The sequence below is a fragment of the Streptomyces brasiliensis genome (assembly GCF_014647875.1).
Lineage (GTDB): Bacteria > Actinomycetota > Actinomycetes > Streptomycetales > Streptomycetaceae > Streptomyces > Streptomyces brasiliensis.
The window spans coordinates 57,596-80,587 of the sequence record NZ_BMQA01000006.1; the positions used below are offsets into that span (position 1 = coordinate 57,596).

Consider the following 22,992-nt stretch of genomic DNA (forward strand, 5'->3'; position numbering starts at 1 on the left):
ATGCTGTTCATGACCTGGACCATCGCCCCCGAGCCTTTCGACTCGCCCACCGCCGCCGAACTGTGGCGGGCGTACTACACCGAGGTCAGCGACCGCTGGTATCTGCTGCACGAGGGCCGCCGCACGGACCCGGCCGAGCTGGAGCGGGAGATCGCCGCCCGCACCGGCACCGAACTCGCCCCTCCCGGCGGGCAGTTGCTGGTCGGGCGGTACGAGGGCACGCCGGGCGGCAGTGCCGGCGTGCGGCTCCTCGACGCCGACACCGCCGAACTCACCCGGGTCTTCGTGTGCGAGGAACTGCGCGGCAGGGGCGGCGCCGCGCTCCTGGTCGCCGCCGCCGAGGACGCGGCCCGGGCGCTGGGCGCCCGCCGGATCGTCCTCGACACCCGGAACGACCTGGTGGAGGCACGCGCCCTGTACGCCCGGCTCGGCTACGCGGAGACCGCGCCGCACAACGACGACCGGTACGCCGAGCACTGGTTCCGCAAGGAGCTGACCGGACTCCTCAGCTGACCTTCGACACCCGCGTGGCACCGGCCACGGCCCGGCCCTGCGGCTGCTCGCCCTCCGAGCCGCACATCTCGTCGGTCAGCTCCTTCACCAGAAGGGTGAGGTCAGTGGGCCGGTCCGGGCCCCACCAGTCGCCCAGCAGCTCCGCCAGGGAGTCCTCGCGGGCCCGCGCCAGCCGCTCGGCGACCAGGCCGCCCTGTTCGGTCAGCGCCAGGTCGAGGCCCTCGCGCACGGCCAGGCGCCGCTCCTCGATCTGGCGGGCGCCGTCGAGGATCACGTTCAGCGGGACGAGACCGCGCGCGGCGAGCACACCGGGCTCCACCGAGCCGTACCTCCGCATCCGCAGCAGCAGCCAGCTCGCCACGGGCAGCAGGTCGTACCCGGCCCGCTCGGTGATCTTCCGGTAGACCTCCCGCCGCCCCTCCCGGGTGCCGAGCACGGACAGCGCTCGGGCGCACTCGTCGTACGAGGACCGCTCGACGGGGTTGGAGGCCAGCGTCTCGGTGCCGTCCGGCGCCGTCACCGAGCCGCGCAACCGGTCCTCCTTCAGGAACCACGCCAGGACGAAGCCGAGGAGGGCGACCGGGGCGGCGTACAGGAAGACGTCGGTGATCGACATGGCGTAGGCGTGCAGAGCCGCCGGGCGCAGCGCGGGCGGCAGGGTGCCGATGCCGCGCGGGTCCGCCTTGAGCGTGTCCGGCGACACACCGGGCGGCAGGCGTACGCCCCGGAAGGCGGCGGCGAGCGCGTCGGCGAGGCGGCTCGCGAAGACGGTGCCGAAGATGGCGACGCCGAACGAGGCGCCGATCGAGCGGAAGAAGGTCGCGCCGGAGGTGGCGACGCCCAGGTCCTCGTACGAGACGGCGTTCTGCACGATGAGGACGAGGACCTGCATGACCAGGCCGAGGCCCAGGCCGAACACGAAGAAGTACGTGCTCATCTCGGCGGTGGAGCTGTGCTCGTCGAGCCGGTGCAGCAGGAGCAGCCCGATGGCCGTGACGGCCGTACCGGCGACGGGGAACACCTTCCAGCGGCCGGTACGGCTGACGATCTGCCCGGAGACGGTCGAGGACAGCAGCAGGCCCACCACCATCGGCAGCATGTACACGCCGGACAGGGTCGGCGAGATGCCGTGGACGACCTGGAGGAAGGTCGGCAGATAGGTCATCGCTCCGAACATGGCGAACCCGATGATGAAGCTGATGACGGCTGCCAGGCTGAAGGTGCGGATGCGGAAGAGCTTGAGCGGGAGGACGGGTTCGGCGGCCCGGTGCTCGACGGCCACGAAGGCGACGGCCAGCACGACACCGAGGACGGCCAGCACGATGATCTGCGGCGAACCCCACGCCCAGGTCGTCCCGCCGAGCGAGGCGACCAGGACCAGGCAGGTGGCGACCGAGGCGATCAGGAGGGTGCCGAGGTAGTCGATGACGTGGTGCGCGGACCTGCGCGGGATGTGCAGGGCGGTGGCGATCACGGCGAGGGCGACGACGCCGACGGGCAGGTTGATGTAGAACACCCAGCGCCAGCTCAGATGCTCGGTGAACAGCCCGCCCAGCAGTGGCCCGAGCACGCTGGTGGTGCCGAAGACGGCCCCGAACAGCCCCTGGTACCGCCCGCGTTCCCGGGGCGGCACGATGTCGCCGACGATCGCCATGGACAGCACCATCAGCCCGCCGCCGCCGAGCCCCTGCAGCGCCCGGAAGCCGATGAGCTGCGGCATGTTCTGCGCCATGCCGCACAGGGCGGAGCCGATGAGGAAGATGACGATCGCGGTCTGGAACAGCCTCTTGCGCCCGTACTGGTCGCCGAGCTTGCCCCACAGCGGGGTGGCGGCGGTCGAGGCCAGCAGATAGGCGGTGACGACCCAGGACAGGTGCTCGAGCCCGCCGAGGTCGCTGACGATCGTGGGCAGCGCCGTGGACACGATGGTCTGGTCGAGCGCGGCGAGCAGCAGTCCGAGGAGCAGGGCTCCGATCGACACGAGGACGTTTCCGGCGACGCGTTCGTCGGTCTGCGTCGGAGCGTACGTATCCACGGCCATGAGACCTCCCAGGCTCTCGTGGGCACCTTCCATCGTGAACGGTGTGCTCTGTTCCGGCCTGTCGAGTCCTGCGCGGGGCGGGATTTCCGGGCCGTTCCGGGGTTTCTGTCCGGTTCGGTCCGGGGTTTCCGGGGGGCTTGCCAACGAGATGTGTGGGAGGTCTGGATAATCTCTGAAGCTCGCGAGGGGACGCGAGGGGAGCAGGTGGAGATCGTGACGAACGAGACGAGCGGGACAGGCGGGGCGGGCGCACAGGGCAACCACTGCCCGCAGTGCGGCACGCCACGGGCCGCCGACAACACCCCGGCGTGCGCCTGCGGCCGCGAGGCGTCCGACGCCCTGCGCGACGTACGCACGGCGGAGGCAGCGGCGGCTGAGGACTTCGATCCACTGCGGATACGGCCTTACGTGGAGCTGGAGCCGTTTGCGGAGGGAGGCGAGGCGGACACAGGTGGTGCCACCGAGCCGGAGCGCGCAGCGGAGGCGACGATGGCCTTGCGCGCCGTGCCCGCCGTGCCACCTGTGGCCACCACGGCGTCCGAGCCGGCCACGACCGACCTGAGCCTGTTCGAACGGGGCGAGGACGGCCCGGAACCGGGGGCAGGCACGGCACGCCCCCCGCGCCGCCGCTCCCGCCGGGTCATGCTCCTCTCCGTGACCGGAGCCGCGGTGGCAACGGTCGCGGCGGCCGGTTTCGCGAGCGGCCTGCTGTCCTACGACACCCCGACGCGCAACGGGGCCGCACCCCAGGACCTACGGCAGAGCGTGCCGGACGCGACGACGACCGACACGGCATCGGTGCCGGTGCCGGAATCCACGGCGGCCCAGGCGGAGCCCGAGTCGCCCTCGGCCTCGCCCGCCACGAACCCGAGCCCCTCCCTCACCCCGTCGGCGACAAGGTCGACCACGCCTCCGTCAGCCACCGCTTCCCGCTCGGTGCAGCCGACCCAGACGGCCACGCTCACCAGTTCGGCCGACGCGGAACAGCCCGCCGCAGCTCCGGTCCTGCGCCGCGGCGACAGCGGCGCCGAGGTGACCGAACTCCAGCTCCGCCTTCGCCAGTTGAGCCTCTTCTACGGCAAGGCGAACGGCAAGTTCGACAACCGCACCGAGAACGCCGTTCGTACGTACCAATCGACCCGGGGCATCGGAGGGGACGAGTCGGGGGTGTACGGGGCGGCGACCCGGGCGAGCCTGGAATCGGAGACGACGCAGCCCTGACCGAACGCGCCTACCCCACTTCTTCCTGGGCGTGCTTGAGCCTCATCCGCGCGTCCACCCGCTCGGCCGTGGCCACCTCCGCCCAGAAGCGGTGGCCGCTCACGAACACGGCCAGTTCGTGCTCCCGCTGCCGGAGCTTCTCCACCTCTGCCTGCTCGTCGTCCGTCCACCCCGGCGACGCCGGACGCTCCACCTTGCGCCAGCTCTGGGTGTCACTGAACCCGTCCAGCGGTTCCACCGACCAGGGAAGCCGCTTCAACAGGGCCGAGAGCTCGGCCCGGACCTGATGCAGCTCCTCCTGACCGGCGAGGAGGTCACTCGGAAAGTCATAGGTCTCAGCCACGCGGCAATGCTACGCCTGTTCGATTTTGAGAGGCGAGTTCGTTCCCGAGGTTCACACGAACGATGAAACGACGGTGACCGGGTCTGCGGAACACGGGGACGTCACCCGGGGGAGGACGGGAAGAGCGCGCCTGAGGGACACTGGCGCCATGTGCCGGAGCATCAAGACACTTCGTCCGCCCGTATTGGAAGACGACGCCACGGAGGAGGAGATCAGGGCCGCCGCGTTGCAGTACGTGCGGAAGGTCTCCGGGTTCCGGGCGCCCGCCGCCCACAATCAGGAGGTCTTCGAGCGCGCGGTCGACGCGGTCGCGCAGGCCACCGCCGAACTGCTCGGCGGGCTGGAGATCCGCGGGCAGGCCGTGCGGAGCTCCGCCGGCTGACGGCCTTCCTACGAGGTCTGCTCCTGCTGCGTCTCCGGCTCCCGTCGCATCAGGTACGTCGCCCCCGCGCCCGCAGCGAACAGCGCCACGAGGGACACCCCCGTCGCCAGCCAGGTCGCGCCCAGCCACTGCGCGCCGAAGTAGCCGAGGGCGACGCTGTAGGCGGCCCAGGACAGGCCGGCCAGCGCCGACCAGGGCAGGAAGTCACGGACCCGGCGGTGGGCGGCGCCCGCGCACAGGGAGACGATGGAGCGGCCGGCCGGGGCGAAGCGGGCGAGGACGACCAGGGCGCCGCCGCCCCGGGCGAGGGCCTGGCCGAGGCGTTCCTGCGCCGTGGTGAGGCGGCGGGACCGGGCGATCGCCCGGTCCAGCCGTTCGCCGCCGCGCCAGGCGAGCCGGTACGCCACCAGGTCGCCGAGGACGGACGCGGTGGCCGCACAGAGGATCAGGAAGACTATGTCCGGCACCTTGTGCGCGACACCGCCGGCCGTCGCCGCGGTGGCCGCCGTGATCACGAGGACGCCGCTCGGCAGTACGGGCAGAAAGACGTCCAGCAGGACCGACAGGGCCACCATGGCGTAGATCCACGGCCCGGCGGTCAGCGACCCCACGCTCTCCAGCAAGACGACTCCCCGATGATCCCCCGATGACAGCCATAGAGCGTACGCCGCGGGTGTGACGGAAGGGTCACCGGGGCCTGGAGAGAATCGATAAATCGTCGAGGCCACCCGGGACGAGCCGGATCAGGGCGGCGGTACCGATCGAGGGACCCGGGTCAGGTCCACGTCTGCCCGGTCAATGCTTGCAAGTAAGGCTCGGGCGCGGTGCGTCTCGACATGTACGGCCTCCGGCGCGCGGTCGACCGGACCGGCCGCCGTGAGCGGACGGCCCGCCGCATCATGCCGCCGCCGACCCCGGAAGCCAACGCGCGTCCCAGACGTCGCTGTTGTCCCTCACGCAGGGGTGAGGGTGGACTCCTCCACTGTCTCGAGGCTGCCGTCGGCACGTGCCTGCTCCAGACGCAGCCGAGCCGAACGCCCGTTCAAGGCAAGGGTCATGAGCTGGTTGCCGAACCACGGTCCGCCCGTTTTACGCCAGTTGACGGGTGGCGGGGAACAGCGGCCGTGCCGGGCGAAGCGCCGCCCGAGGACCCGGGCCGCCGCGCTCCAGCCGAAGCGGAAGCCGACCCGTATCGACAGGGGGATGGAGTTGTGCACCGGCGAGCAGGTGAGTTGCAGTACGCGGGCGTCGGGTGCGCCGGACGGCCACGACGGCTCGGCGACGTACGCATGATGGACGTCCCCGGACAGCACGCAGACCGTAGCCGGCGCGTCCGTCCCCGACCCGGCCTCGGCGAGCAGTGCGGCCAGCGTGGCGAACGACGCCGGGAAGGCCGCCCAGTGCTCCAGGTCGGCGGCGCGGCGCAGCCGCTCGCCGAACCGCGCCCAGCGCGCGCCGCGTTCGCCCCGGCACAGCGCCGCGTCCCAGGTCTCGGCGTCGTGCACCAGGTGCGGCAGCAGCCAGGGCAGCGAGGTGCCGACGAGGAGATGGTCGTACGACCCCCGGTCCCCGAGCGCCTGTTCACGCAGCCAGCGCTCCTCGCCCGGGTCGAGCATGGCGCGGCTGCGCTCCTCGAGCACCCGCGCGGCCCTGGTGTCCACCATCAGCAGCCGTACGCGCCCGAAGTCGCGCCGGTAGCTCCAGCGCACGGAGGCAGGGTCGACGTCGGCCTTGGCTGCGAAGGCGCGCAGCACGTCGGTGCCGTCCGGGGTCTCGCGGACGGCCGCGTAGAGCGGGTCGGCGGCCAGTTCGGCCGGGGTCAGATTGCCCAGGTGCTGGTGGACCCAGTACGACATCAGGCCACTGAGCAGCCGTTCCTGCCACCAGTCGGTGGCCCGCATGTCGGCGAGCCAGGAGGCGGAGGTGTTCCAGTCGTCCATGACGTCGTGGTCGTCGAAGATCATGCAACTGGGCACGGTGGACAGCAGCCAGCGCACCTCGGGGTCGAGCCAGGACTCGTAGTAGAGCCGGGTGTACTCCTCGTAGTCCGCGACCTCGCTGCCCGGCGGGTCGGACAGGCCGCGGCGGGCGGCGAGCCAGCGGCGGGTGGCCCGCGAGGTCTCGTCGGCGTACACCTGGTCACCCAACAGCAGCAGCACGTCCGGGCGTTCGCCGTCCGGGTCGGCGGCCATCCGGGCCGCGAGCGAGTCGAGGGCGTCGGGGCCGACGGGGTCCTTCTCGTCGGCCGGGGGCGCGGCCCAGCGGCAGGAGCCGAAGGCGACGCGGACGTCGTCCGTACCGTCGGGCGTACGGATCACGGAGGGCGGGAAGCGGGAGTCGGGCAGCGGCCACACGCGGGTGCCGTCGAGGAACACCTCGTACGACGAAGAGGCGCCCGGTGTGAGGCCGGTCACCTCGATCAGCGCGTAGTGATGACCCGCCACCTGGAAGGTGCGGGCGGCGCCGCCCGCACCGTCGTCACAGCGCACCTCGGCGGCGCACGGACGGCTCGCCTCGACCCAGACGGTCGCGGTCGAGCCGCCGGCGTACCTCAGCAGTGGTCCCAGGCGCAGTCCGGCCATGATCTCCCCTCCTCCGTCGCCCCGTACGGTACGGAACGACGGAGCCAGTTGGGGAGGTTCCGGCGGTCAGCCGCTCGGGTGCGAGGTCAGCAGCCGCTCAGGTAGCTGGTGAGCGCGCTCTTCTCGGCGGAGTCGACGGAGAGGTTGTAGTAGTACTTCACCTGGACCCAGGCGCGCACGTAGGTGCAGCGGTAGGCCGTGCGGGACGGCATCCAGGTGGCCGGGTCCTGGTCGCCCTTGGACTGGTTGACGTTGTCGGTGCCGGCGAGGAGCTGGGGCCGGGTCACGTCGTTGGCGAAGGCCTGGCGCTGGGCGGTGGTCCACTTGCTCGCGCCGGAGTCCCAGGCCTCGGCGAGCGGGACGAGGTGGTCGATGTCGACGTCGGAGGCGGCGGACCAGGTCGCGCCGTCGTAGGGGGAGTACCAACTGCCGCTCTGCGCAACGCAGGCGGAGTCGGTGACGACGTTGCTGCCGTCCCGCTTGAGGATGTACTCACGGGTGTTGCAGGTGCCGCTGATGGTGATCCAGGTCGGGAACAGGTCGCGGCTGTAGCCGGTGCGGTTCTCGGTGGCCACGGTCAGCTGGGAGAGGTAGCTGCGGGCCGTGGAGGCGCTGACGGGGGTGGGGAGTGCGGCGGAGGCGGTCGGGGAGTTGAAGAGCGCGACAGAGGCTAGAAGACCCGTGAGCGCCGTGAGTATGCTGAACCGTCGACGCGCGTAGAACTTCGACATGCGAACTCCCTTGAGGGGTGGGGGTGTTGGACCGCGGGCGAGGGAATGCTCGCGATCCGGTGTTGCTGGGAGGTGTGCGCGCGGTAAGAAGCTAGTGACACGTACATGACATGACAAGGTTCAGGGCTGGACTTTTCCGTCGGTTACCATGGGTGGCGCAGAAGGGGAGTAGCTCTTCGCCGGACCGTCGACACACTGCTCAGCTCGTCTGAGCCGGCGCCCGGAGGCAGGTTCCGTGCGGACCGGCCAGCGAGACCTTCGGCAACGCAGTGCATGCCCGTGTCCCACAACACGGGCGCCGAGTGTGCTGCCGTGCCGAGGTGTCGTGATCGCGAAGCTCAACACTCTCGGTGGGGCGGCCCCCGACCGATTGAGGAACCTTGATCAGCATCACCGTGACGGCGCTCGTCTTCGGCGTCGTCTTCCTGGCCGAACTGCCGGACAAGACCGCGCTCGCCGGCCTCGTCCTGGGCACCCGCTACCGCGCCTCGTACGTCTTCGCGGGCGTCGCGGCCGCCTTCGCGCTCCACGTGGCACTCGCCGTCGCGGCGGGCAGCGCGCTGACCCTGCTGCCGCAGCAGATCGTGCACGCACTGACCGGCGTGCTGTTCCTGGGCGGAGCGGCGATGCTGCTGCTCAAGAAGGACGAGGACGAGGAGCAGGTACGGCAGCCGGAGAATCAGACCTTCTGGAAGGTCGCCGGCACGGGATTCATGCTCATCCTCGTCGCCGAGTTCGGTGACCTCACGCAGATCATGACGGCCAATCTCGCGGCCCGTTACGACGACCCGCTCTCCGTCGGCCTCGGCGCGGTGCTGGCGCTGTGGAGTGTGGCCGGGCTGGGCATCGTGGGCGGAAAGGCGCTGATGAAGCGGGTGCCGCTGAAGCTGATCACGCAGATCGCGGCGGTACTGATGCTGGCGCTGGGCGTGTGGAGCCTGTGGGAAGCCGTGGCGGCGTGAGCTGAACGTCAGGTGAATGCTCGCCGGTGCGGTGGCGCGATGCCGTGGTTATTTTGTACCGTGAGGAAACAAAGTGGCCTCCGCCCGTTTTCCCTGACCGGCGGGCGGGGCCGCCTTGTCCCCTCCGGGGCTCTGGCCCCGGGCGCCGAGCACCGCACCTTGGAGCTGCCCATGCCGCCCACCGTCCTCACCACCCGCGCCCTTCTCCTCGACATGGACGGCACCCTGGTCAACTCGGACGCCGTCGTCGAACGCATCTGGCGGCGCTGGGCCGAGGGACACGGGCTGGACGGCGACGAGGTGATGAAGGTCGTGCACGGCCGGCAGGGCCACGCGTCGATGGCCGTGCTGCTGCCCGACCGCCCCATGGAGCAGAACCTCGCCGACAACGCGCGGATGCTCGCGCAGGAGACGGCCGACGTGGACGGCGTGGTCGAGGTCCCCGGCGCGGCCGTCTTCCTCGCCTCCCTGCACGACCTCCCGCACGCCCTGGTCACCTCGGCGGACGTCGCCCTGTCCACGGCCCGCATGACAGCGGCGGGCCTGCCCCTCCCCGACGTCCGCATCACGGCGGAGTCGGTAGGCGCGAGCAAGCCAGACCCCGAGGGCTTCCTGAAGGGAGCGGCGGAACTGGGCGTGGCCCCGGCGGACTGCGTGGTCTTCGAGGACTCGGGCGCGGGCATCACGGCGGGCCGAGCGGCGGGGATGCGAGTGGTGGGCGTGGGGGCGCGTGCGGGGGCCCACGGGCCGGATGTGGTGGTACGGGACCTGACGGAGGTACGGGTCGCGGGGGCGAAGGACGGGACGATCCGGCTGGAGATCGGCAGGGCGGAGGCCTAGGGACTGCGGGTCGGCCCGGCGGCGGCCGGGAGATCGCGGTTCGGCCAGGCGACGGCCCGGGGATGGGCGGACGCGTCGAAAGCGAGCGGTTCACCCGGGCGTGGACGTGATGATCCGCCGCAGACCGGCGAAGCGACAGCCCGGGAACGGGCACACGCAGCGGAGGCGAGGGGTTCGCCCGGGCGGCAGAGGCGGCGATCCGCACGCACAGCGGCGAGGCCGCGTACCCGAAGCGCCGAGCGCCTTCGCCACGCGCGAGCCGTGAACAGCTCGACCCGCCCGAACACCGGCGAGATCACCGGAGGGACAGGCGGCCACCTCGGCCACGCGTCCGCAGAGCTGCGGACGTGACCGTCCGCTCGCACACCGGCAGCACCGCGGCCCGGGTCCCGCCGAACACCTCAGCCCTACCCGCTCTCCCGAGCCGTTTCCCCGCCGCCCGTGCTCACTCGGCCGCGTCTCTGATCACCAGCACCGGGCACGGGGCGTGCTGGACGCAGTGCTGGGCGACCGAACCGAGGAGCAGGCCCTTGAAGCCTCCGAGGCCTCGGCTGCCCACCGCCAGGAGTGAGGCGCCGCGGGCCGCGTCGAGCAGGACGCTCGCTGCGGTGCCGTAGCTGACCACCGCGCGGACCTCCACCGCGGGGCTCGTCCCCACGACCGACTCCACCGCATCCTCCAGCGCTTCACGGGCCCGTCCCTCCAGCGCCGCGTTCTCCGTGCTCGACGGCGGCAGCCAGCCGAGTGAGCCGTGGTACTGCGGGATCTCCCAGGCAATCACCGCCTCCACCACGGCACGGCTGAGTTCCGCCTGGCGCACTGCCCAGCTCAGGGCCTTCTTCGATCCCTCCGAGCCGTCCACCCCGACCACGATGCGGTCGCGGCCCTCGTTCCGCTCGGCCATCCGGTTTCCTCCTCGTCCTTCCGGTTCTCAGCCGAAGACCACGTTGGACGCCGACGGCACGGACAGCGCCCCCGCGGGTCGTGGTACGCCCGTCGCGGTGTCCAGGTCGAACCACGTGACATCCCCCGAGCGCTCGTTCGCCGCGTACAGATGACGGCCCGAGGGGTCCAGTGCCAGGTCGCGGGGCCACTCGCCGCCGCACGGCACCGCCGTCACCAGCTCCGCCCCCTCCCCCGAACCGTCCAGAGCGAATACGGCCACCGTGTCCGTGCCCCGCACCCCCGCCCACAGGTGACGGCCGTCGTGCGCGACCACCGGGGCCGACGGCTGTACCGGGACGTCGATGCCCTCCGGGAACAGTTCGGCCTCCCCGGCCGGCTGAAGCACCCCGGCCACCGCGTCCCAACGGCACACCACGACCGCCGGCCTCAGCTCGCCGAGGACGTACGCGTGGCCCCCGGACGGGTGGAACGCCAGATGCCGTGGCCCGGTGCCGGGCGGGAGCGTGGTCGTACCGTGCAGGGTCAGGTTCCCCGTCAGCGCGTCGAGGGCGCACACCCGTACCGCGTCCGTGCCGAGGTCGACGCTGAGCACCCAGCGCCCCGACGGATCGGGCAGGACCTGATGGGTGTGCGGCGCGCGCTGGCGCTCCGGGTGCGGTCCCGAACCGGTGTGGCCCAGCACGCTGCTCGGCGGCAGCGGCCGGCCCGCTCCGGTCAGCGGCAGCACGCTGACACTGCCGGAGCCGTAGTTGGCGGTCAGCAGACAGCCCTGGGCGAGTGCGAGGTGCGTCGGCTCGTCGCCGCCCACGAGTACGGGCTCGCCGAGCGGGCTCGGCTCCGGCCCCGCGACGTCGTACGCGGCCACCGAGCCCGGTGCCACCTCGGACACGGCGTACAGGACGGGCCCGGTCTCCGCGTGTCCGACGGCCAGGTACGACGGGTCGGTGACCGGATCGGCGATCACACCCGTCGCCGTCAGTGCACCTGTGCGCGGGTCCACGTCCGCCACGACGATCCCCCGCCCGCCCGACGACGTGAACGACCCGACGAAGCACCGTCCCGCGTTCCTGCCGGCCATGCGCCCTCCGTCCTCCGCCCGGCGAGCAGCGCGGCGGCAGCACCACGATTCAGGCGAGGTACGGAGGCGCCGCGGATTCGCCTCGCGACATGACCCGGGTTCACCGGAACGTACGAGCGGCGGGGCACGCCACCGGGCGGGCCGGGGCCCGCTCTGAGACGGTGGCCGAGGGTGCCCCACGGAATCGTGGGCCGGCGAACGTTCCTGGTGACGGCAGCGGACCGATGGAAGGGCGACACGGTGAAGGCGTTTGTGATGAAGGAGATCGGGCGCGTCGGCTTCATGGAGAAACCCGTGCCCGAACCAGGGCCCGGCGATGCCGTCGTACGCACGACCAAGGCCCTCATCTGCACCTCCGACTCCCACACCGTCCAAGGGGGCATCGGGCCGCGCCAGAACCTGACGCTGGGCCACGAGGCGGTGGGGATCGTGCACGCCGTGGGCAGTGAGGTCAGGGACTTCCGTCCCGGTGACCGGGTGCTGGTCGGTGCCATCACGCCGGACTGGAGCGACCTCGCGTCCCAGAACGGCCATCCGTCGCAGTCGGGCGCGCCGCTGGGCGGCTTCAAGTTCGCCAACACCAAGGACGGGGTGTTCGCCGAGTACTTCCATGTGAGCGACGCCGACGGCAACCTGGCGAAGATCCCCGACGGCATTCCCGACGAGGCGGCGGTCTACTGCGCCGACATGCTGTCCACCGGCTTCATGGGCGCCGAGAAGGGCGACATCCCGATGGGCGGGACCGTGGCCGTGCTCGCGCAGGGACCGGTCGGGATGATGGCGACCGCGGGCGCCCGGCTCCGCGGCGCCGGACTCGTCATCGGCGTCGAGTCGGTGCCCAGCTGGCAGAAGCTGGCGCGGACCTACGGCGCGGACGAGATCGTGGACTTCACCCAGGAGGACGTGGTCGAGCGGATCCTCGAACTGACCGACGGCCAGGGCGTGGACACCGCCATCGAGGCGCTCGGCGCGGACGTGACGTTCCAGACCGCCGTCAAGGTGACCAAGCCCGGCGGGACCGTCTCGAACACCGGCTACTTCGGCGAGGGCGAGTTCGTGCACATCCCGCGTGTCGAGTGGGGCGTCGGCATGGCCGACAAGACCATCGCGTCCGGGCTCTGCCCCGGCGGGCGGCTACGGATGGAGCGGCTGCTGCGGGTGCTCGAGAAGGAGCGCGTCGATCCGACGCTCATGACCACCCACCGGTTCTCGTTCGACGAGATGGAGCGGGCCTTCGAGGTGTCGGACAAGAAGCTCGAGGACGTCGTGAAGGTACTGGTCGGCTTCCCGCAGTGAAGCGCGTGAAGGGGCTCGGACGTCAGGGAAGCGAGGCCGTATGTACGATCCCGATCCGCCGTTCCGGCCGGTGCGCAGGCGGGACGGTTATCTCCCACTGGAGGATCTCGGCCTGATCGGGGACGGCACCACGGCGGCACTCGTGGGGCTCGACGGCTCCATCCCCTGGATGTGCCTGCCGCGCTTCGACTCCGAACCGCTGTTCTGCGGTCTGCTGGATCACACGCGCGGCGGCCACTTCACCGTGGCGCCCGAGGATGTCGTGGAGGCGCGGCAGCGGTACGAGGGCGACACCGGCGTGCTCGTGACGGAGCTGCGCACGGCGACCGGTCTGGTGCGCCTCACCGACGCGCTCGCCCTGCGCTCCGGCGCCGATCTCACGGACGACCTGCCCGCCGGGCGTTCCGAGCTCGTGCGGTCGGCGGTCGTCGTGGACGGGAACGTACGCCTGCGGGCGGAGCTGGCGCCGCGCGGCGACGGGCAGGCGCACGCACGGTTCAGCGGACTCGAGGTACGGCCCGCCCGGCAGCCGGGGCTGCGGCTCCATCTGCGCTCCAACCGCCCCCTGGACGGCCTGCGCACCACCCACGACCTGCACCAGGGCGAGCGCCTCGACCTCGTGCTGTCGTGGGGGCGCTTCCACCGCCACCACCGCTTCGACGCCGACGCCATGCTGACGGGCACCGCAGACGCCTGGCACCGCTGGATGCGTCACTTCTCCTACGGCGGCCCCCAGGAGGCCCTGGTCAGACGCGCCGCGCTCACCCTGAAGATGTGCGACGACTGGGCCAGCGGCTCCCTGGTCGCGGCACCCACCTCGTCCCTGCCCGCACCCATCGGCGGCATCCGCAACTGGGACTACCGCTACGCCTGGATCCGTGACGCGGCGTACGCCGTGTTCGCGCTGCGCCGCATCGGCTTCGGCAGCGAGGCCGACTCCTTCCTCGGCTGGGTCCTCGACGCCTTCGAACAGAGCCGGCAGCCCCGCATCATGTACACCGTCGAGGGCCGCACGGTGCCCGAGGAAGTGGAGGACGCCGAGCTGGAGGGCTATCGGCGCTCGTCCCCGGTGCGCTGGGGCAACAGCGCGGCCGACCAGCGCCAGCACGACGTCTACGGCGAGATCCTCGACTGCGCCGACCAGTGGCTGCTCGCGGGCGGCAAGATCCAGCCCGCGGTGTGGGAGGGGCTGGCCGGGCTCGCCGACAGCGCGGGGCAGGCCTGGCACCGGCCGGACCAGGGGATCTGGGAGGTGCGCAGCGAGGGACACGCCTTCACCTACTCGGCCGGGATGTGCCAGGTGGCGCTCGACCGGGCCGTACGCATCGCCGAGCGGCACGGGCTGCCCGGCCGGACCGAGGAGTGGCGCGCGTCGGCCGAGCGGCTGCGGCGGCTGATCCTGGAGGAGTCCTGGGACGAGGACGCTGGGACCCTGAGCGTGCACCTGAACGGCGGCGGAGTCCTCGACGCGAGCCTGCTGGCGCTGCCGCTGCGCGAGGTCGTACCGGCCGACCACCCGCGCGTGGTGGCCACCACGGCGGCCGTGGCCGAGCGTCTGTCGGCCGGCGACGGGCTGCTCTACCGCTATCTGCACGATGAGTCCCCCGACGGCCTCGCGGGCGACGAGGGCGCCTTCATGCTGTGCAGCTTCTGGCTGGTCGACAACCTCGTCAAGCAGGGCCGCACGGAGGAGGCCGAAGAGCTGTACGACTCCCTGTGCGAGCGGGCCAGTGCACTCGGGCTGCTGTCGGAGCAGGTCCATCCGTCCACAGGAGAGTTCATGGGCAACTTCCCCCAGGCATTCAGCCACATCGGCATCATCGCGAGCGGTGTGAACCTCGACCGGGCGAAGGCGGGGACCCGACGGTGATCGACCGGATCGTCCTCCTCGGCGCGACGGGTGACCTCAGCGCGCGCTACCTCCTTCCGGCCCTGGCGGCCCTGCGGACGGCGGGACACATCGGCGACGGATTTCGGCTGACCGGCGCGAGCCGCGAGGACTGGAGCAGCGAGAAGTTCCGGGACTGGGCCGCCGAGCAGCTCGACCGCCACGGCGAGTCCTTCCCCGCCGACGCCCGGCGGGCGGTCGCGGCGTCGGCCGACTACCGGAGGGCGGATGTCACCGACGCCGCCGACGTCCGGGCGGCCGTGGCCGGTGACGGACCCGTGGCCGTCTATCTCGCGCTGCCCCCGTCGCTGTTCCCCCGCGTGGTCGGCGCGCTGCACGACGCCGGACTGCCGCCGGGCAGCCGGATCGTGCTGGAGAAGCCGTTCGGCGAAGACCTGGACAGCGCACAGGAGTTGAACCAGCTGCTCGCCGAACTGGTCCCGGAGCAGGCGGTGTTCCGGGTCGACCACTTCCTGGCCATGACGACCGTGCAGAACGTGCTCGGCAGCAGACTCGCCAACCGCGTGCTCGAACCCCTGTGGAACAGCACCCACATCGCCGAGATCGAGATCGTCTGGGACGAGACCCTCGCCCTGGAGGGCAGGGCCGGCTACTACGACCACGTCGGCGCGCTGAAGGACATGGTGCAGAACCATCTGCTGCAGGTGCTCTGTCTGGTCGCCATGGAACCGCCCATCACGCTGGGCGAACGGGATCTGCGTGACCGCAAGGTCGACGTGCTGCGGTCCGTCCGTCCGCTCACCGACGACGACGTGGCGCATCACACGCGCCGCGCCCGGTACGCGGCGGGCCGCATGGGCGCCCATGACGTACCGTCGTACACGGACGAGGAGGGTGTGGACCCGAGCCGCCGCACCGAGACCTTCGCCGAGGTGGAACTGGAGCTGGACAGCTGGCGGTGGGCGGGGACGACGTTCCGGCTGCGCAGCGGCAAGGCGCTCACGGCGGACCGCAAGGAGGTCGCGGTGCGTTTCCGTCCGGTCCCCCATCTGCCCTTCGGGCTCGGCAGTGCGGCCGTGCCGAATGTGCTGCGTTTCGGACTGGAGCCGGAGGGCCTGACCCTCGACCTGATGGGCACGGGCTCCCGGGCCGGTGACCTCACCGAGCTCGCACTGGCCGCCCGCATGGACCCACCCGGCCTGCCCGCCTACGGCAGGCTGCTCCTCGACGTCCTGAACGGTGACCCCGCCCTGTCCATCCGCGGCGACGAGGCGGAGGAGGCGTGGCGTGTCCTCGCCCCGGTCATCTCGGCCTGGGAGCGGGACCTGGTCCCCATGGAGGAGTACCCGGCGGGCTCGGCCGGACCGGCGTAGGAGGAGAAGGGCGAGGGCCCGGGCCGTCGGGGAATTCCCCGACGGCCCGGGCCCTGCCGGTGTCCTGCGACTGGTGGGCGCGGACGGTTTCGAACCGCCGACATCCTGCTTGTAAGGCAGGCGCTCTACCCCTGAGCTACGCACCCGGGACGGGCAGGACGAGTCGACAGCCTACATTGCCCCGGGCGGTACCCCGCAAACCCGTATCAGGGGGGTTAGCCCCACCCCGGATCCGGGAGCGGGCCGGATCGTCCCGGCCGGCGCTGATCCCTACGGTCGTGACAGACCCGCATCCGTCCGGCTCAGGGAGAAATCAGCATGACCCGTACCGTGCCCGTTCGTGTCGCCGCAGCCGTCGGGGGCGCCGCGCTCCTCGTCGCCGCCACCGGGTGCGGCGCCTCCGCGGGGGACGACAAGCATCCCGATCACCGTTCCTTCGCGCTGCACGGCCGTACCCTCGTCGTCGACTCCGACGACTCCGCGCTGGAGATCGTCGCCTCTCCCTCGGCGAAGGCAGGGAGCGTCGAGGTGACACGGTGGTTCCAGGCGTCCGTCGTGGCCGGGAAGGATCCCCGGGTGACCTGGGCGATGAAGGGTGACCGGCTGGTGCTGCGGCTGACGTGCTCGGGGTTCGTCGCCGACTGTGCGGTCCGGCACCGTATCGAGGTGCCGCGCGGGGTCTCCGTCCAGGTGCGGGACGGGGACGGGAGCGTGCGGGCACGCGGGTTCAGGGACACGCTCGGGATCCGGACGGCCGACGGGTCCGTACACGTCACCGAGTCCACCGGCCCGCTGGAGGTGCACACCGGCGACGGCTCGGTGCGGGCCGAGGTCGCGTCGGCCCGGGTCCGGATCAGCAGCGGTGACGGTTCGGTACGGCTCCGACTGGGCGTCGTACCCGACCTGGTGGACACGCGCAGCGGCGACGGCTCGGTCACCGTCGCGCTGCCCCGCGCCGCGTACCGGGTCACGGCGCAGTCCCGTGACGGTGCGGTGGACGTGTCGGTGCCACGCGACCCGGCCAGTCCGCATGTGGTCGGCGCCCGTACCCGCGACGGGAAAGTCACGGTGCGAACCGCGAACTGACCGGCCCGTGTGTTCGTCTTCTACGGGTGGGAGAATGACAGCGCCCAGGGCGAATGACAGCACGGGAGAGGGATGTGACGGCGACACCGGCCACGACACCTTCGCAGCCGCGCCCGCCGTTCGCGCGGCCCCGGCGCGGTCCCTCGCCCCTCCGTGACACCCTCACCCTGATCGGCCTGCCCCTGCTCGCCGGCCTCGCGCTGCCGGGCGCGTTCGCGGGCGGCGGCACCCGGCGCTGGTTCGGCGGGCGGTCCGAGAGCCAGCGGGCGGAGGCGCAGGCCGCGAAGGACGCCGCCGCGGCCGCGTTCTACGAACTCGACACCGCCCAGCGGGATCTCCGGATCTCGATAGAGACGATCACCGCCGTCGACGGCTCCCCCGCGGCCCGGCGTGCCGTGTCCGACTTCGAGGCGCTGGGCCGCCGTATCGACGAGGCCAGCGGGCGCTACATCGAGGCCGTGGACGCGCACGACCTCGACCGGGACGGCCTGGAGGCCTCGGCCGCCGTGCGGGCGCGCACCGAGTTGACCGCCGCCATGGACGAACTGGTCCGGGTGAAGCAGGACCTGGACCGGTTCGGCAGCGGTCTCGGGCCGCTGCTCGGCAAGGCCGAGACCCAGCTGGCCCGGCTCGCGCCCGCCGTGGAGCGGGCCCGGCAGGCGCTGCTCGGCGCGTCGAACGCCCTGGACGCCGTACGGGGCTCGGGCCTGAAGGCCGACGATCTGGCCGCCCGGCTCGCCACCCTCTCCCCCGAGCTGACGAAACTCAACCAGGGCGCCGGTCAGCACGGGGTGCCGCAGACGCTGGAGCGGGCCGAGCGGGTGGCCCGGGAGGGCGAGTCGATCCGGGCCGAGGCGGAGCGACTGCCGGAGAAGGCCGCCGAGATCGACCACCGGCTGGTCAGCCTGCGGACCCGGGCCCAGGCCCTGACGACGCGCGCCGGGCAGGTGGACCCGGTGCTGAGCGAACTGCGCCGCCGGTTCACGGCCGCCTGCTGGCAGGACCTGCAGCAGGTGCCGGAGCAGGCCGGAGAGAACGTACGGCAGGCCGAACTGAAGCTGAAGGAGGCGCAGGCCGCGCGGGACGAACAGCGCTGGCCGGACGCCACCTCGCTGCTGTCGACGGTACGGGCGCTGCTGAACACCACCGACGAGGCGGTGTCGGCCGCCGGTGACCGGCTGCGGCGGCTGAACGCCGTACAGAAGGACCCGCAGCAGGAGATCGAGCGCACCAGGTTCGCGATCCGGGACGCTCAGCGGCTGGCCATGGCGGGCCGCTCGACGCCCGACCCGCGGCACGCCCGGCCGCTGGACGACGCCGTGTCCCGGCTGGAGCGGGCGATCGGCACGCTGGAAGGGCGGCACCCCGACTACTGGCACTTCCTGACCGAGACCGAGGCGGTACGGCAGTCGGTGGCACGCGTGGTCGCGCAGATCCGCGAGGACCGCGGCGGCGCCGGGCACTGAGCCGTTGCCGCCGGGCGTCGGCGGGCGGATATTGGGAAGACGCACGGCCTCCGCACACGCACAAGGAGGCGGACATGGCCGCACACGTACTGCACACGGAAAGCCGTCAGCGGATCCGGTTCGACGAGCACCTGCCGGTCGACCACCGCCTGAACAAGGTCTACCGGGTCGGCGCGGGCCTGATGGGCCTGTTCCTGCTCGCCTTCGGCATCCTCGGCCTCACGGACAACATCGGATTCTTCAACACCGGCGGGAACACCACGCTCGGGCTGAACACCAACGGCTCGCTCAGCGTTCTGTCGATCTGCGTGGGGCTGCTGCTCTTCGCCGGCATGGTGATCGGCGGGAACTTCGCGTCCACGCTGAACATGGTGCTCGGCGTCCTGTTCATCCTGAGCGGCTTCCTGAACCTCGCTCTGCTCGACACCCCCCAGAACTTCCTCGCGTTCAAGATCCAGAACGTGCTGTTCAGTTTCGTCGTCGGCATCCTCCTGATGGTGTTCGGGATGTACGGCAGGGTCAGCTCGGTCCTGCCGCACGACAACCCGTACTGGCGGGCCCGCCACCCCGAGGCGGCCGAGGCGGAGCAACAGGCCCGGCAACAGCAGTCGTGACCGGCCCTCAGCGGTTAGCCTGTGCACATGCCTCGCTACGAGTACCGCTGCCGGACCTGCGGCGACACCTTCGAACTGAGCCGCCCGATGGCGCAGTCCTCGGCCCCGGCGACATGCCCTTCGGGCCACGACGACACGGTGAAACTCCTGTCGACGGTGTCGGTGTCCGGCACCAAGTCCCCGACGCCGGCACCCGCCCCTCGCGGGGGCGGCGGGGGTTGCTGCGGCGGAGGTTGCTGCGGCTGACGCTCCGCCGAAGGTGGGGCGCCTGTGCCGCCGGCCGTCTGCGCCGCCATCGTGCCTGATCCCCACCGGCCCGCAGCCGCCTGCGTTCCCCAGGCACCCCGCCCGTGTCGCGCCACCCCGCGCACCCGCACGACGCCGACGGTCTCAGACCACCCCGCCCTGCCGAGTCCCCCGCAGAAACTCGCGCAGGATCCGCTCCCCGGCCAGCACCCCCCGTTCCGGCAGCGCACTGATCGCCGGGGCCGTCCAGCCGCTGTCGGCCAGTTCGCCGTGGCCGGGGCGCCAGCCCCGGTCCGCCGCCAGCAGAAGGTCCGCGTCGAGCAACGAGTCACCCGCCGCCAACGTCAGCTCCGCGCCCGTCCGACGCGCAACCTCCCGCACCGCCGCGCTCTTGGTCAGCGGCTTCGGTACGGCGTAGATCTTGCGGCCCTGCAGGGACACCGTCCAGCCGCGGTTCTCCGCCCACACCGCCAGCTCCTTCACCCAGTCCTCGGGCAGCAGCTCACGCTCCACGACCAGGTAGGCGAACAGATCCTCGGCGACCCGGTGCTTGCGCACCCACGCCGGATCGGCGCTCGCCTCCATATGTGCCCGCACCTCGTCGAGCGGCGCGCTCTCCTCGGCCAGCCGCGCCATCACGCGCGCGTGCCAGTCCGGGTCGGATACGCCGTCCACCAGCAGATGGCCGCCGTTGGCGCAGATCGCGTACGTCGGCGCCGGCCCCGGCAGGTTGATGCGCTGGTACTGCTTGCGCGTCCGCGTGGTCGTCGGCACGAACACCGCCGCGTCCCCGAGGTCGGTCAGCAACTGGGACGCCGTCTCCGTCATGTACGACAGCGGACGGCTCTCGTGCACCTCCACGCACAGCAGCCGCGGCGCCCGCGCGTCCGGCATGGTCAGGGCCAGGGCCGCCGCGGAGTAGATCAGCGTACGGTCGAGGTCGCTCGCCACCAGCACCGGCATCAGACGTTCACCGCCCTGCCGTCGGCGCCGGTCGCCCCGCGCGTGTACTGGGGGTGGATCAACCCGACACAGGTGTACGGCAGTTCGCCGACCTCCTCGACGGGTACGCCCCGCTGCTCGGCAAGCAGCCGTACATGGTCGAGGTCGGAGCCCGCCCCGGCCCGCGCGAGTATCTTCCAGGGCACGCGGCGCAGCAGTACGCGTGTGGTCTCACCGACGCCGGGCTTGACGAGGTTCACGTCGTGGATGCCGTACTCCTCGCTGATGCGCTCGACCGCCGCCCAGCCCTCCCAGGTCGGGGTGCGGTCGGTGGCGGCCAGTTCCTTCACGGCCACGTCCACGGTGTCCGCGACCTCCGGGAAGCGGGCGGCGACCGCGTCGAGGAAGGCCACCGACACGTCCGCGCCGGCGAGTTCGCGGTAGAACTTCGCGCCGTGGAAGTCGTGCGGGCCGACCAGGTCCGCGCGCAGCACCGTACGGGATATCAGGCCGGAGACCGTCGAGTTGAGACAGGCGGACGGGATGAGGAAGTCCTCGCGGGTGCCGTACGTCCGCACGCACGAGCCGGGGTCCGCGAGCACCGCGATCTCCGGGTCGAAGCCGGTGATGCCGTCGGACTCCTCGAACTCCCGGATCGCGTCGGCGAGTTCGCGGGTGATGGCGCCCTTGCCGGTCCAGCCGTCGACGAAGACGACGTCCCGCGGGTCGTGGTGGGCGGCCAGCCAGCGCAGCGCATTGGCGTCGATGCCCCGGCCGCGCACGATCGAGACGGCGTAGTGCGGCAGGTCGAGTCCGTGCCGGAACTGCGCCCAGCGGCGCATCAGCACGCCGACGGGGGTGCCGGCACGGGCGAGGGAGACCAGGACCGGGCGGGATATGGGGGTCCCCCCGTTCGAGCGAAGTCGGGAGTGGGGGAGTTCGGCGAGCACGGTCTCGGTGACGACGCCGACGGCCTGCGCCAGCCGGGCGGCCGAGGCTTCGAGGGCCGTGTGGAACAGCTCCTGGTACTGCTCGCTGGGCTGGTACTCCACCGGCAGCGACTCGGCGTAGTGCGCGCCGCCGCTCTGGATCGCCTCCTCGCGCTCCTCGGTCGGCGCCTCCAGCGTCACGTCCGAGAGGTCCTGGAGCAGCCAGCCCACCTCGTCCGGTGCGTACGAGGAGAAGGCGGGGCCGCGGAGGGGCTCGGGCAGCATGGCGGGCCTTTCGGGGACGAGCGGGGGCTCGGGGACGTACGACGGTACGACCGCGAGCAGGACGTGCGGGACATGGGCGCCGAGCTGGGCCAACAGGCCCTCGGGGGCATGCAGTTCGGGGGTGTCGGCGGCCGAGTCGACGACCGCGACGACGGTGTCGAAGCCCCGTCCGGCGACGTTGTAGGCGTAGCGCTCGCCGGGGCCGTCGGCCGGGTCGTCGTGTGCGGGGAAGACGAGGCGGGTGCGTATCGCGTAGCCGGGGTCGTCGACCGCGAGGACGGGTGAGCGGGTGGTGGTGGAGTACCGCACCTCGCCGCACTGCAGCTGCTCCAGCTCACGGGCCAGCCGGAGCGGCGCGTACATCAGTTCCTCGCAGCCGAGGACGAGAACCCGCCGGGCACCGGCGGGCAGCGCCTCGGCGACCCGCGCGGCCATGGCGGGCAGGGCCCGCTCGAGCCGGTCCCGATGAGCGGGCGTGAACCCGTGCCGGCCACCGTCGGGCAGGCCGGACGGCCAGCGCAGGTCGACACGAACGGGTCGTTCGGGAAGGGCCACTGCGGAACGCATGGCCGCACCACCGGCCGCCCCGTGCCGGGCCACCAGTTCCTGCCCCTTCTCCAGGACACCCTCCGGAAGTCGTACCGTCCCCGAGGCCGCCGCGATCAGGTCCACGCGGGCGCCGATCTCGCGGGCGAAGTCCTCCAGGCGGGCGGCGTCCGCGGGTGCGCGCATGTCGACGAGCGCGACCACGACGTACCGTTTCCGCGGATAGCGTTCGTGCAGGTCACGGATGGTGTTCAGGACCGTGTTGCCGGTGGAGAACTCGTCGTCGACGAGGACCAGGGGGCCGTCGCCGACCAGCAGCGCTGGATCCTCCGGGAGGAGGAGGTGCGAGGTGGCGTGGGAGTGGGACTCCTCGAAGCCGCCCGCCCGCGCGACCCCGGCGACCGGGCGGCGCGTGGAGTGCAGATACGGGGCGAGGCCGAGGCCGTCGGCGACCGCGTGGCCGAGGCCCGTGGCGGTCTCCGCATACCCGAGGACCACCGCGGCGGCCGCCTCCTCGTCGCCGAGCAGCCCGCGCACGCGCCGTCCGAGGGTGACCCCCTGGCCGTACACCACGGCGGGCGACTGCGGTACGTGCTTGCCGAGCACGTTGGAGACGAGCAGGTGCGCGCGCTTGGGGTTGCGGCGCAGCGCCAGCCCGAGGAGGCCGGGCAGCGCGGCGTCGCCCACGAGCTCGACGCCGAGTCGCTCGGCGACCCAACTGCCGGACCAGACCCCGTTGTTCACTGCGTTCTTCATGCGTT

Annotated in this window: 21 protein-coding genes and 1 tRNA gene; 12 read left to right on the forward strand and 10 right to left on the reverse strand. The window is 72.0% G+C overall.

Going from position 1 to position 22,992, the window contains the following annotated elements:
• Positions 1-513 (forward strand): GNAT family N-acetyltransferase, encoded by a 513-nt coding sequence (locus IEZ19_RS11400; RefSeq protein ID WP_189311017.1) that lies wholly within the window; start codon positions 1-3, stop codon positions 511-513.
• Here the strand turns inward: IEZ19_RS11400 and IEZ19_RS11405 are convergent.
• On the reverse strand, positions 506-2,554 hold the full coding sequence (locus IEZ19_RS11405; protein ID WP_189311018.1) for an MDR family MFS transporter: 2,049 nt from the start codon (positions 2,552-2,554) through the stop codon (positions 506-508). The two genes, IEZ19_RS11400 and IEZ19_RS11405, sit on opposite strands and share 8 nt — an antisense overlap.
• 213 nt (positions 2,555-2,767) lie before the next feature.
• On the opposite strand from IEZ19_RS11405, the gene IEZ19_RS11410 reads away from it, so the two are divergent.
• On the forward strand, positions 2,768-3,775 hold the full coding sequence (locus IEZ19_RS11410) for a peptidoglycan-binding domain-containing protein (protein WP_189311019.1): 1,008 nt from the start codon (positions 2,768-2,770) through the stop codon (positions 3,773-3,775).
• 10 nt (positions 3,776-3,785) lie between these two features.
• Here the strand turns inward: IEZ19_RS11410 and IEZ19_RS11415 are convergent, their stop codons facing one another.
• Positions 3,786-4,118 carry a DUF8825 domain-containing protein gene (locus IEZ19_RS11415; protein ID WP_189311020.1) on the reverse strand — a complete coding sequence of 111 codons (333 nt, stop codon included), beginning with the start codon at positions 4,116-4,118 and terminating at the stop codon, positions 3,786-3,788.
• Between the two features lie 148 nt (positions 4,119-4,266).
• Here IEZ19_RS11415 and IEZ19_RS11420 point away from each other — a divergent pair, with 148 nt between their 5' ends.
• Positions 4,267-4,500 carry a DUF2277 domain-containing protein gene (locus IEZ19_RS11420; RefSeq protein ID WP_189311021.1) on the forward strand — a complete coding sequence of 78 codons (234 nt, stop codon included), beginning with the start codon at positions 4,267-4,269 and terminating at the stop codon, positions 4,498-4,500.
• An 8-nt stretch (positions 4,501-4,508) separates the two neighbouring features.
• On the opposite strand, the gene IEZ19_RS11425 is transcribed toward IEZ19_RS11420, so the two are convergent.
• The 3 genes from IEZ19_RS11425 to IEZ19_RS11435 all read right to left on the reverse strand — a co-directional run bounded on the left by IEZ19_RS11425 (position 4,509) and on the right by IEZ19_RS11435 (position 7,813).
• Positions 4,509-5,123: a DedA family protein gene (locus IEZ19_RS11425; RefSeq protein WP_189311022.1), complete on the reverse strand. Its 615-nt coding sequence runs from the start codon at positions 5,121-5,123 to the stop codon at positions 4,509-4,511.
• A 330-nt stretch (positions 5,124-5,453) separates the two neighbouring features.
• On the reverse strand, positions 5,454-7,082 hold the full coding sequence (locus IEZ19_RS11430) for an alkaline phosphatase D family protein (RefSeq protein ID WP_189311023.1): 1,629 nt from the start codon (positions 7,080-7,082) through the stop codon (positions 5,454-5,456).
• An 86-nt stretch (positions 7,083-7,168) separates the two neighbouring features.
• A complete protein-coding gene (locus tag IEZ19_RS11435) occupies positions 7,169-7,813 on the reverse strand; it encodes an HNH endonuclease family protein (protein ID WP_189311024.1) in 645 nt (214 codons plus the stop codon).
• Between the two features lie 380 nt (positions 7,814-8,193).
• Between IEZ19_RS11435 and IEZ19_RS11440 the strand changes: the two genes are divergently transcribed.
• Both IEZ19_RS11440 and IEZ19_RS11445 read left to right on the forward strand, forming a co-directional pair.
• Positions 8,194-8,775, forward strand: a complete 582-nt coding sequence (locus IEZ19_RS11440) for a TMEM165/GDT1 family protein (RefSeq protein ID WP_189311025.1) — start codon at positions 8,194-8,196, stop codon at positions 8,773-8,775.
• A gap of 171 nt (positions 8,776-8,946) precedes the next feature.
• Positions 8,947-9,615: an HAD family hydrolase gene (locus IEZ19_RS11445; RefSeq protein WP_189311026.1), complete on the forward strand. Its 669-nt coding sequence runs from the start codon at positions 8,947-8,949 to the stop codon at positions 9,613-9,615.
• A gap of 445 nt (positions 9,616-10,060) precedes the next feature.
• Here IEZ19_RS11445 and IEZ19_RS11450 read toward each other — a convergent pair whose 3' ends face one another.
• Positions 10,061-10,519, reverse strand: coding sequence for a universal stress protein (locus IEZ19_RS11450; protein WP_189311027.1), 459 nt, complete (start codon positions 10,517-10,519; stop codon positions 10,061-10,063).
• Between the two features lie 27 nt (positions 10,520-10,546).
• The gene (locus tag IEZ19_RS11455) at positions 10,547-11,599 is read right to left on the reverse strand and encodes a lactonase family protein (RefSeq protein ID WP_189311028.1); all 1,053 of its coding nucleotides are present in this window, start codon (positions 11,597-11,599) and stop codon (positions 10,547-10,549) included.
• A gap of 255 nt (positions 11,600-11,854) precedes the next feature.
• On the opposite strand from IEZ19_RS11455, the gene IEZ19_RS11460 reads away from it, so the two are divergent.
• Genes IEZ19_RS11460 through IEZ19_RS11470 form a run of 3 tightly spaced genes read left to right on the forward strand, consistent with a single transcriptional unit; the run spans position 11,855 to position 16,117 of the window.
• Positions 11,855-12,895, forward strand: a complete 1,041-nt coding sequence (locus IEZ19_RS11460) for an NAD(P)-dependent alcohol dehydrogenase (protein ID WP_308428949.1) — start codon at positions 11,855-11,857, stop codon at positions 12,893-12,895.
• A gap of 40 nt (positions 12,896-12,935) precedes the next feature.
• Complete coding sequence (locus IEZ19_RS11465) at positions 12,936-14,765, forward strand: glycoside hydrolase family 15 protein (protein WP_189311029.1); 1,830 nt, start codon at positions 12,936-12,938, stop codon at positions 14,763-14,765.
• A complete protein-coding gene (locus IEZ19_RS11470) occupies positions 14,762-16,117 on the forward strand; it encodes a glucose-6-phosphate dehydrogenase (RefSeq protein ID WP_189311030.1) in 1,356 nt (451 codons plus the stop codon). The genes IEZ19_RS11465 and IEZ19_RS11470 overlap by 4 nt, the downstream gene beginning before the upstream one ends.
• A gap of 71 nt (positions 16,118-16,188) precedes the next feature.
• On the opposite strand, the gene IEZ19_RS11475 is transcribed toward IEZ19_RS11470, so the two are convergent.
• Positions 16,189-16,263 (reverse strand) — tRNA-Val (locus IEZ19_RS11475).
• A gap of 172 nt (positions 16,264-16,435) precedes the next feature.
• Between IEZ19_RS11475 and IEZ19_RS11480 the strand changes: the two genes are divergently transcribed.
• From IEZ19_RS11480 to IEZ19_RS11495, 4 genes are all read left to right on the forward strand, one after another.
• A complete protein-coding gene (locus tag IEZ19_RS11480) occupies positions 16,436-17,203 on the forward strand; it encodes a DUF4097 family beta strand repeat-containing protein (RefSeq protein WP_189311031.1) in 768 nt (255 codons plus the stop codon).
• Between the two features lie 53 nt (positions 17,204-17,256).
• Positions 17,257-18,669: a hypothetical protein gene (locus IEZ19_RS11485; protein WP_373296953.1), complete on the forward strand. Its 1,413-nt coding sequence runs from the start codon at positions 17,257-17,259 to the stop codon at positions 18,667-18,669.
• Between the two features lie 74 nt (positions 18,670-18,743).
• Positions 18,744-19,283: a DUF4383 domain-containing protein gene (locus tag IEZ19_RS11490; protein ID WP_189311033.1), complete on the forward strand. Its 540-nt coding sequence runs from the start codon at positions 18,744-18,746 to the stop codon at positions 19,281-19,283.
• A 27-nt stretch (positions 19,284-19,310) separates the two neighbouring features.
• Positions 19,311-19,529, forward strand: coding sequence for an FmdB family zinc ribbon protein (locus IEZ19_RS11495; RefSeq protein ID WP_189311034.1), 219 nt, complete (start codon positions 19,311-19,313; stop codon positions 19,527-19,529).
• 144 nt (positions 19,530-19,673) lie between these two features.
• On the opposite strand, the gene IEZ19_RS11500 is transcribed toward IEZ19_RS11495, so the two are convergent.
• Positions 19,674-20,492 (reverse strand): HAD family hydrolase, encoded by an 819-nt coding sequence (locus tag IEZ19_RS11500; protein ID WP_189311035.1) that lies wholly within the window; start codon positions 20,490-20,492, stop codon positions 19,674-19,676.
• Positions 20,492-22,987 (reverse strand): phosphoribosyltransferase, encoded by a 2,496-nt coding sequence (locus IEZ19_RS11505; RefSeq protein WP_189311036.1) that lies wholly within the window; start codon positions 22,985-22,987, stop codon positions 20,492-20,494. The genes IEZ19_RS11500 and IEZ19_RS11505 overlap by 1 nt, the downstream gene beginning before the upstream one ends.
• Between the last annotated feature and the right edge of the window lie 5 nt (positions 22,988-22,992).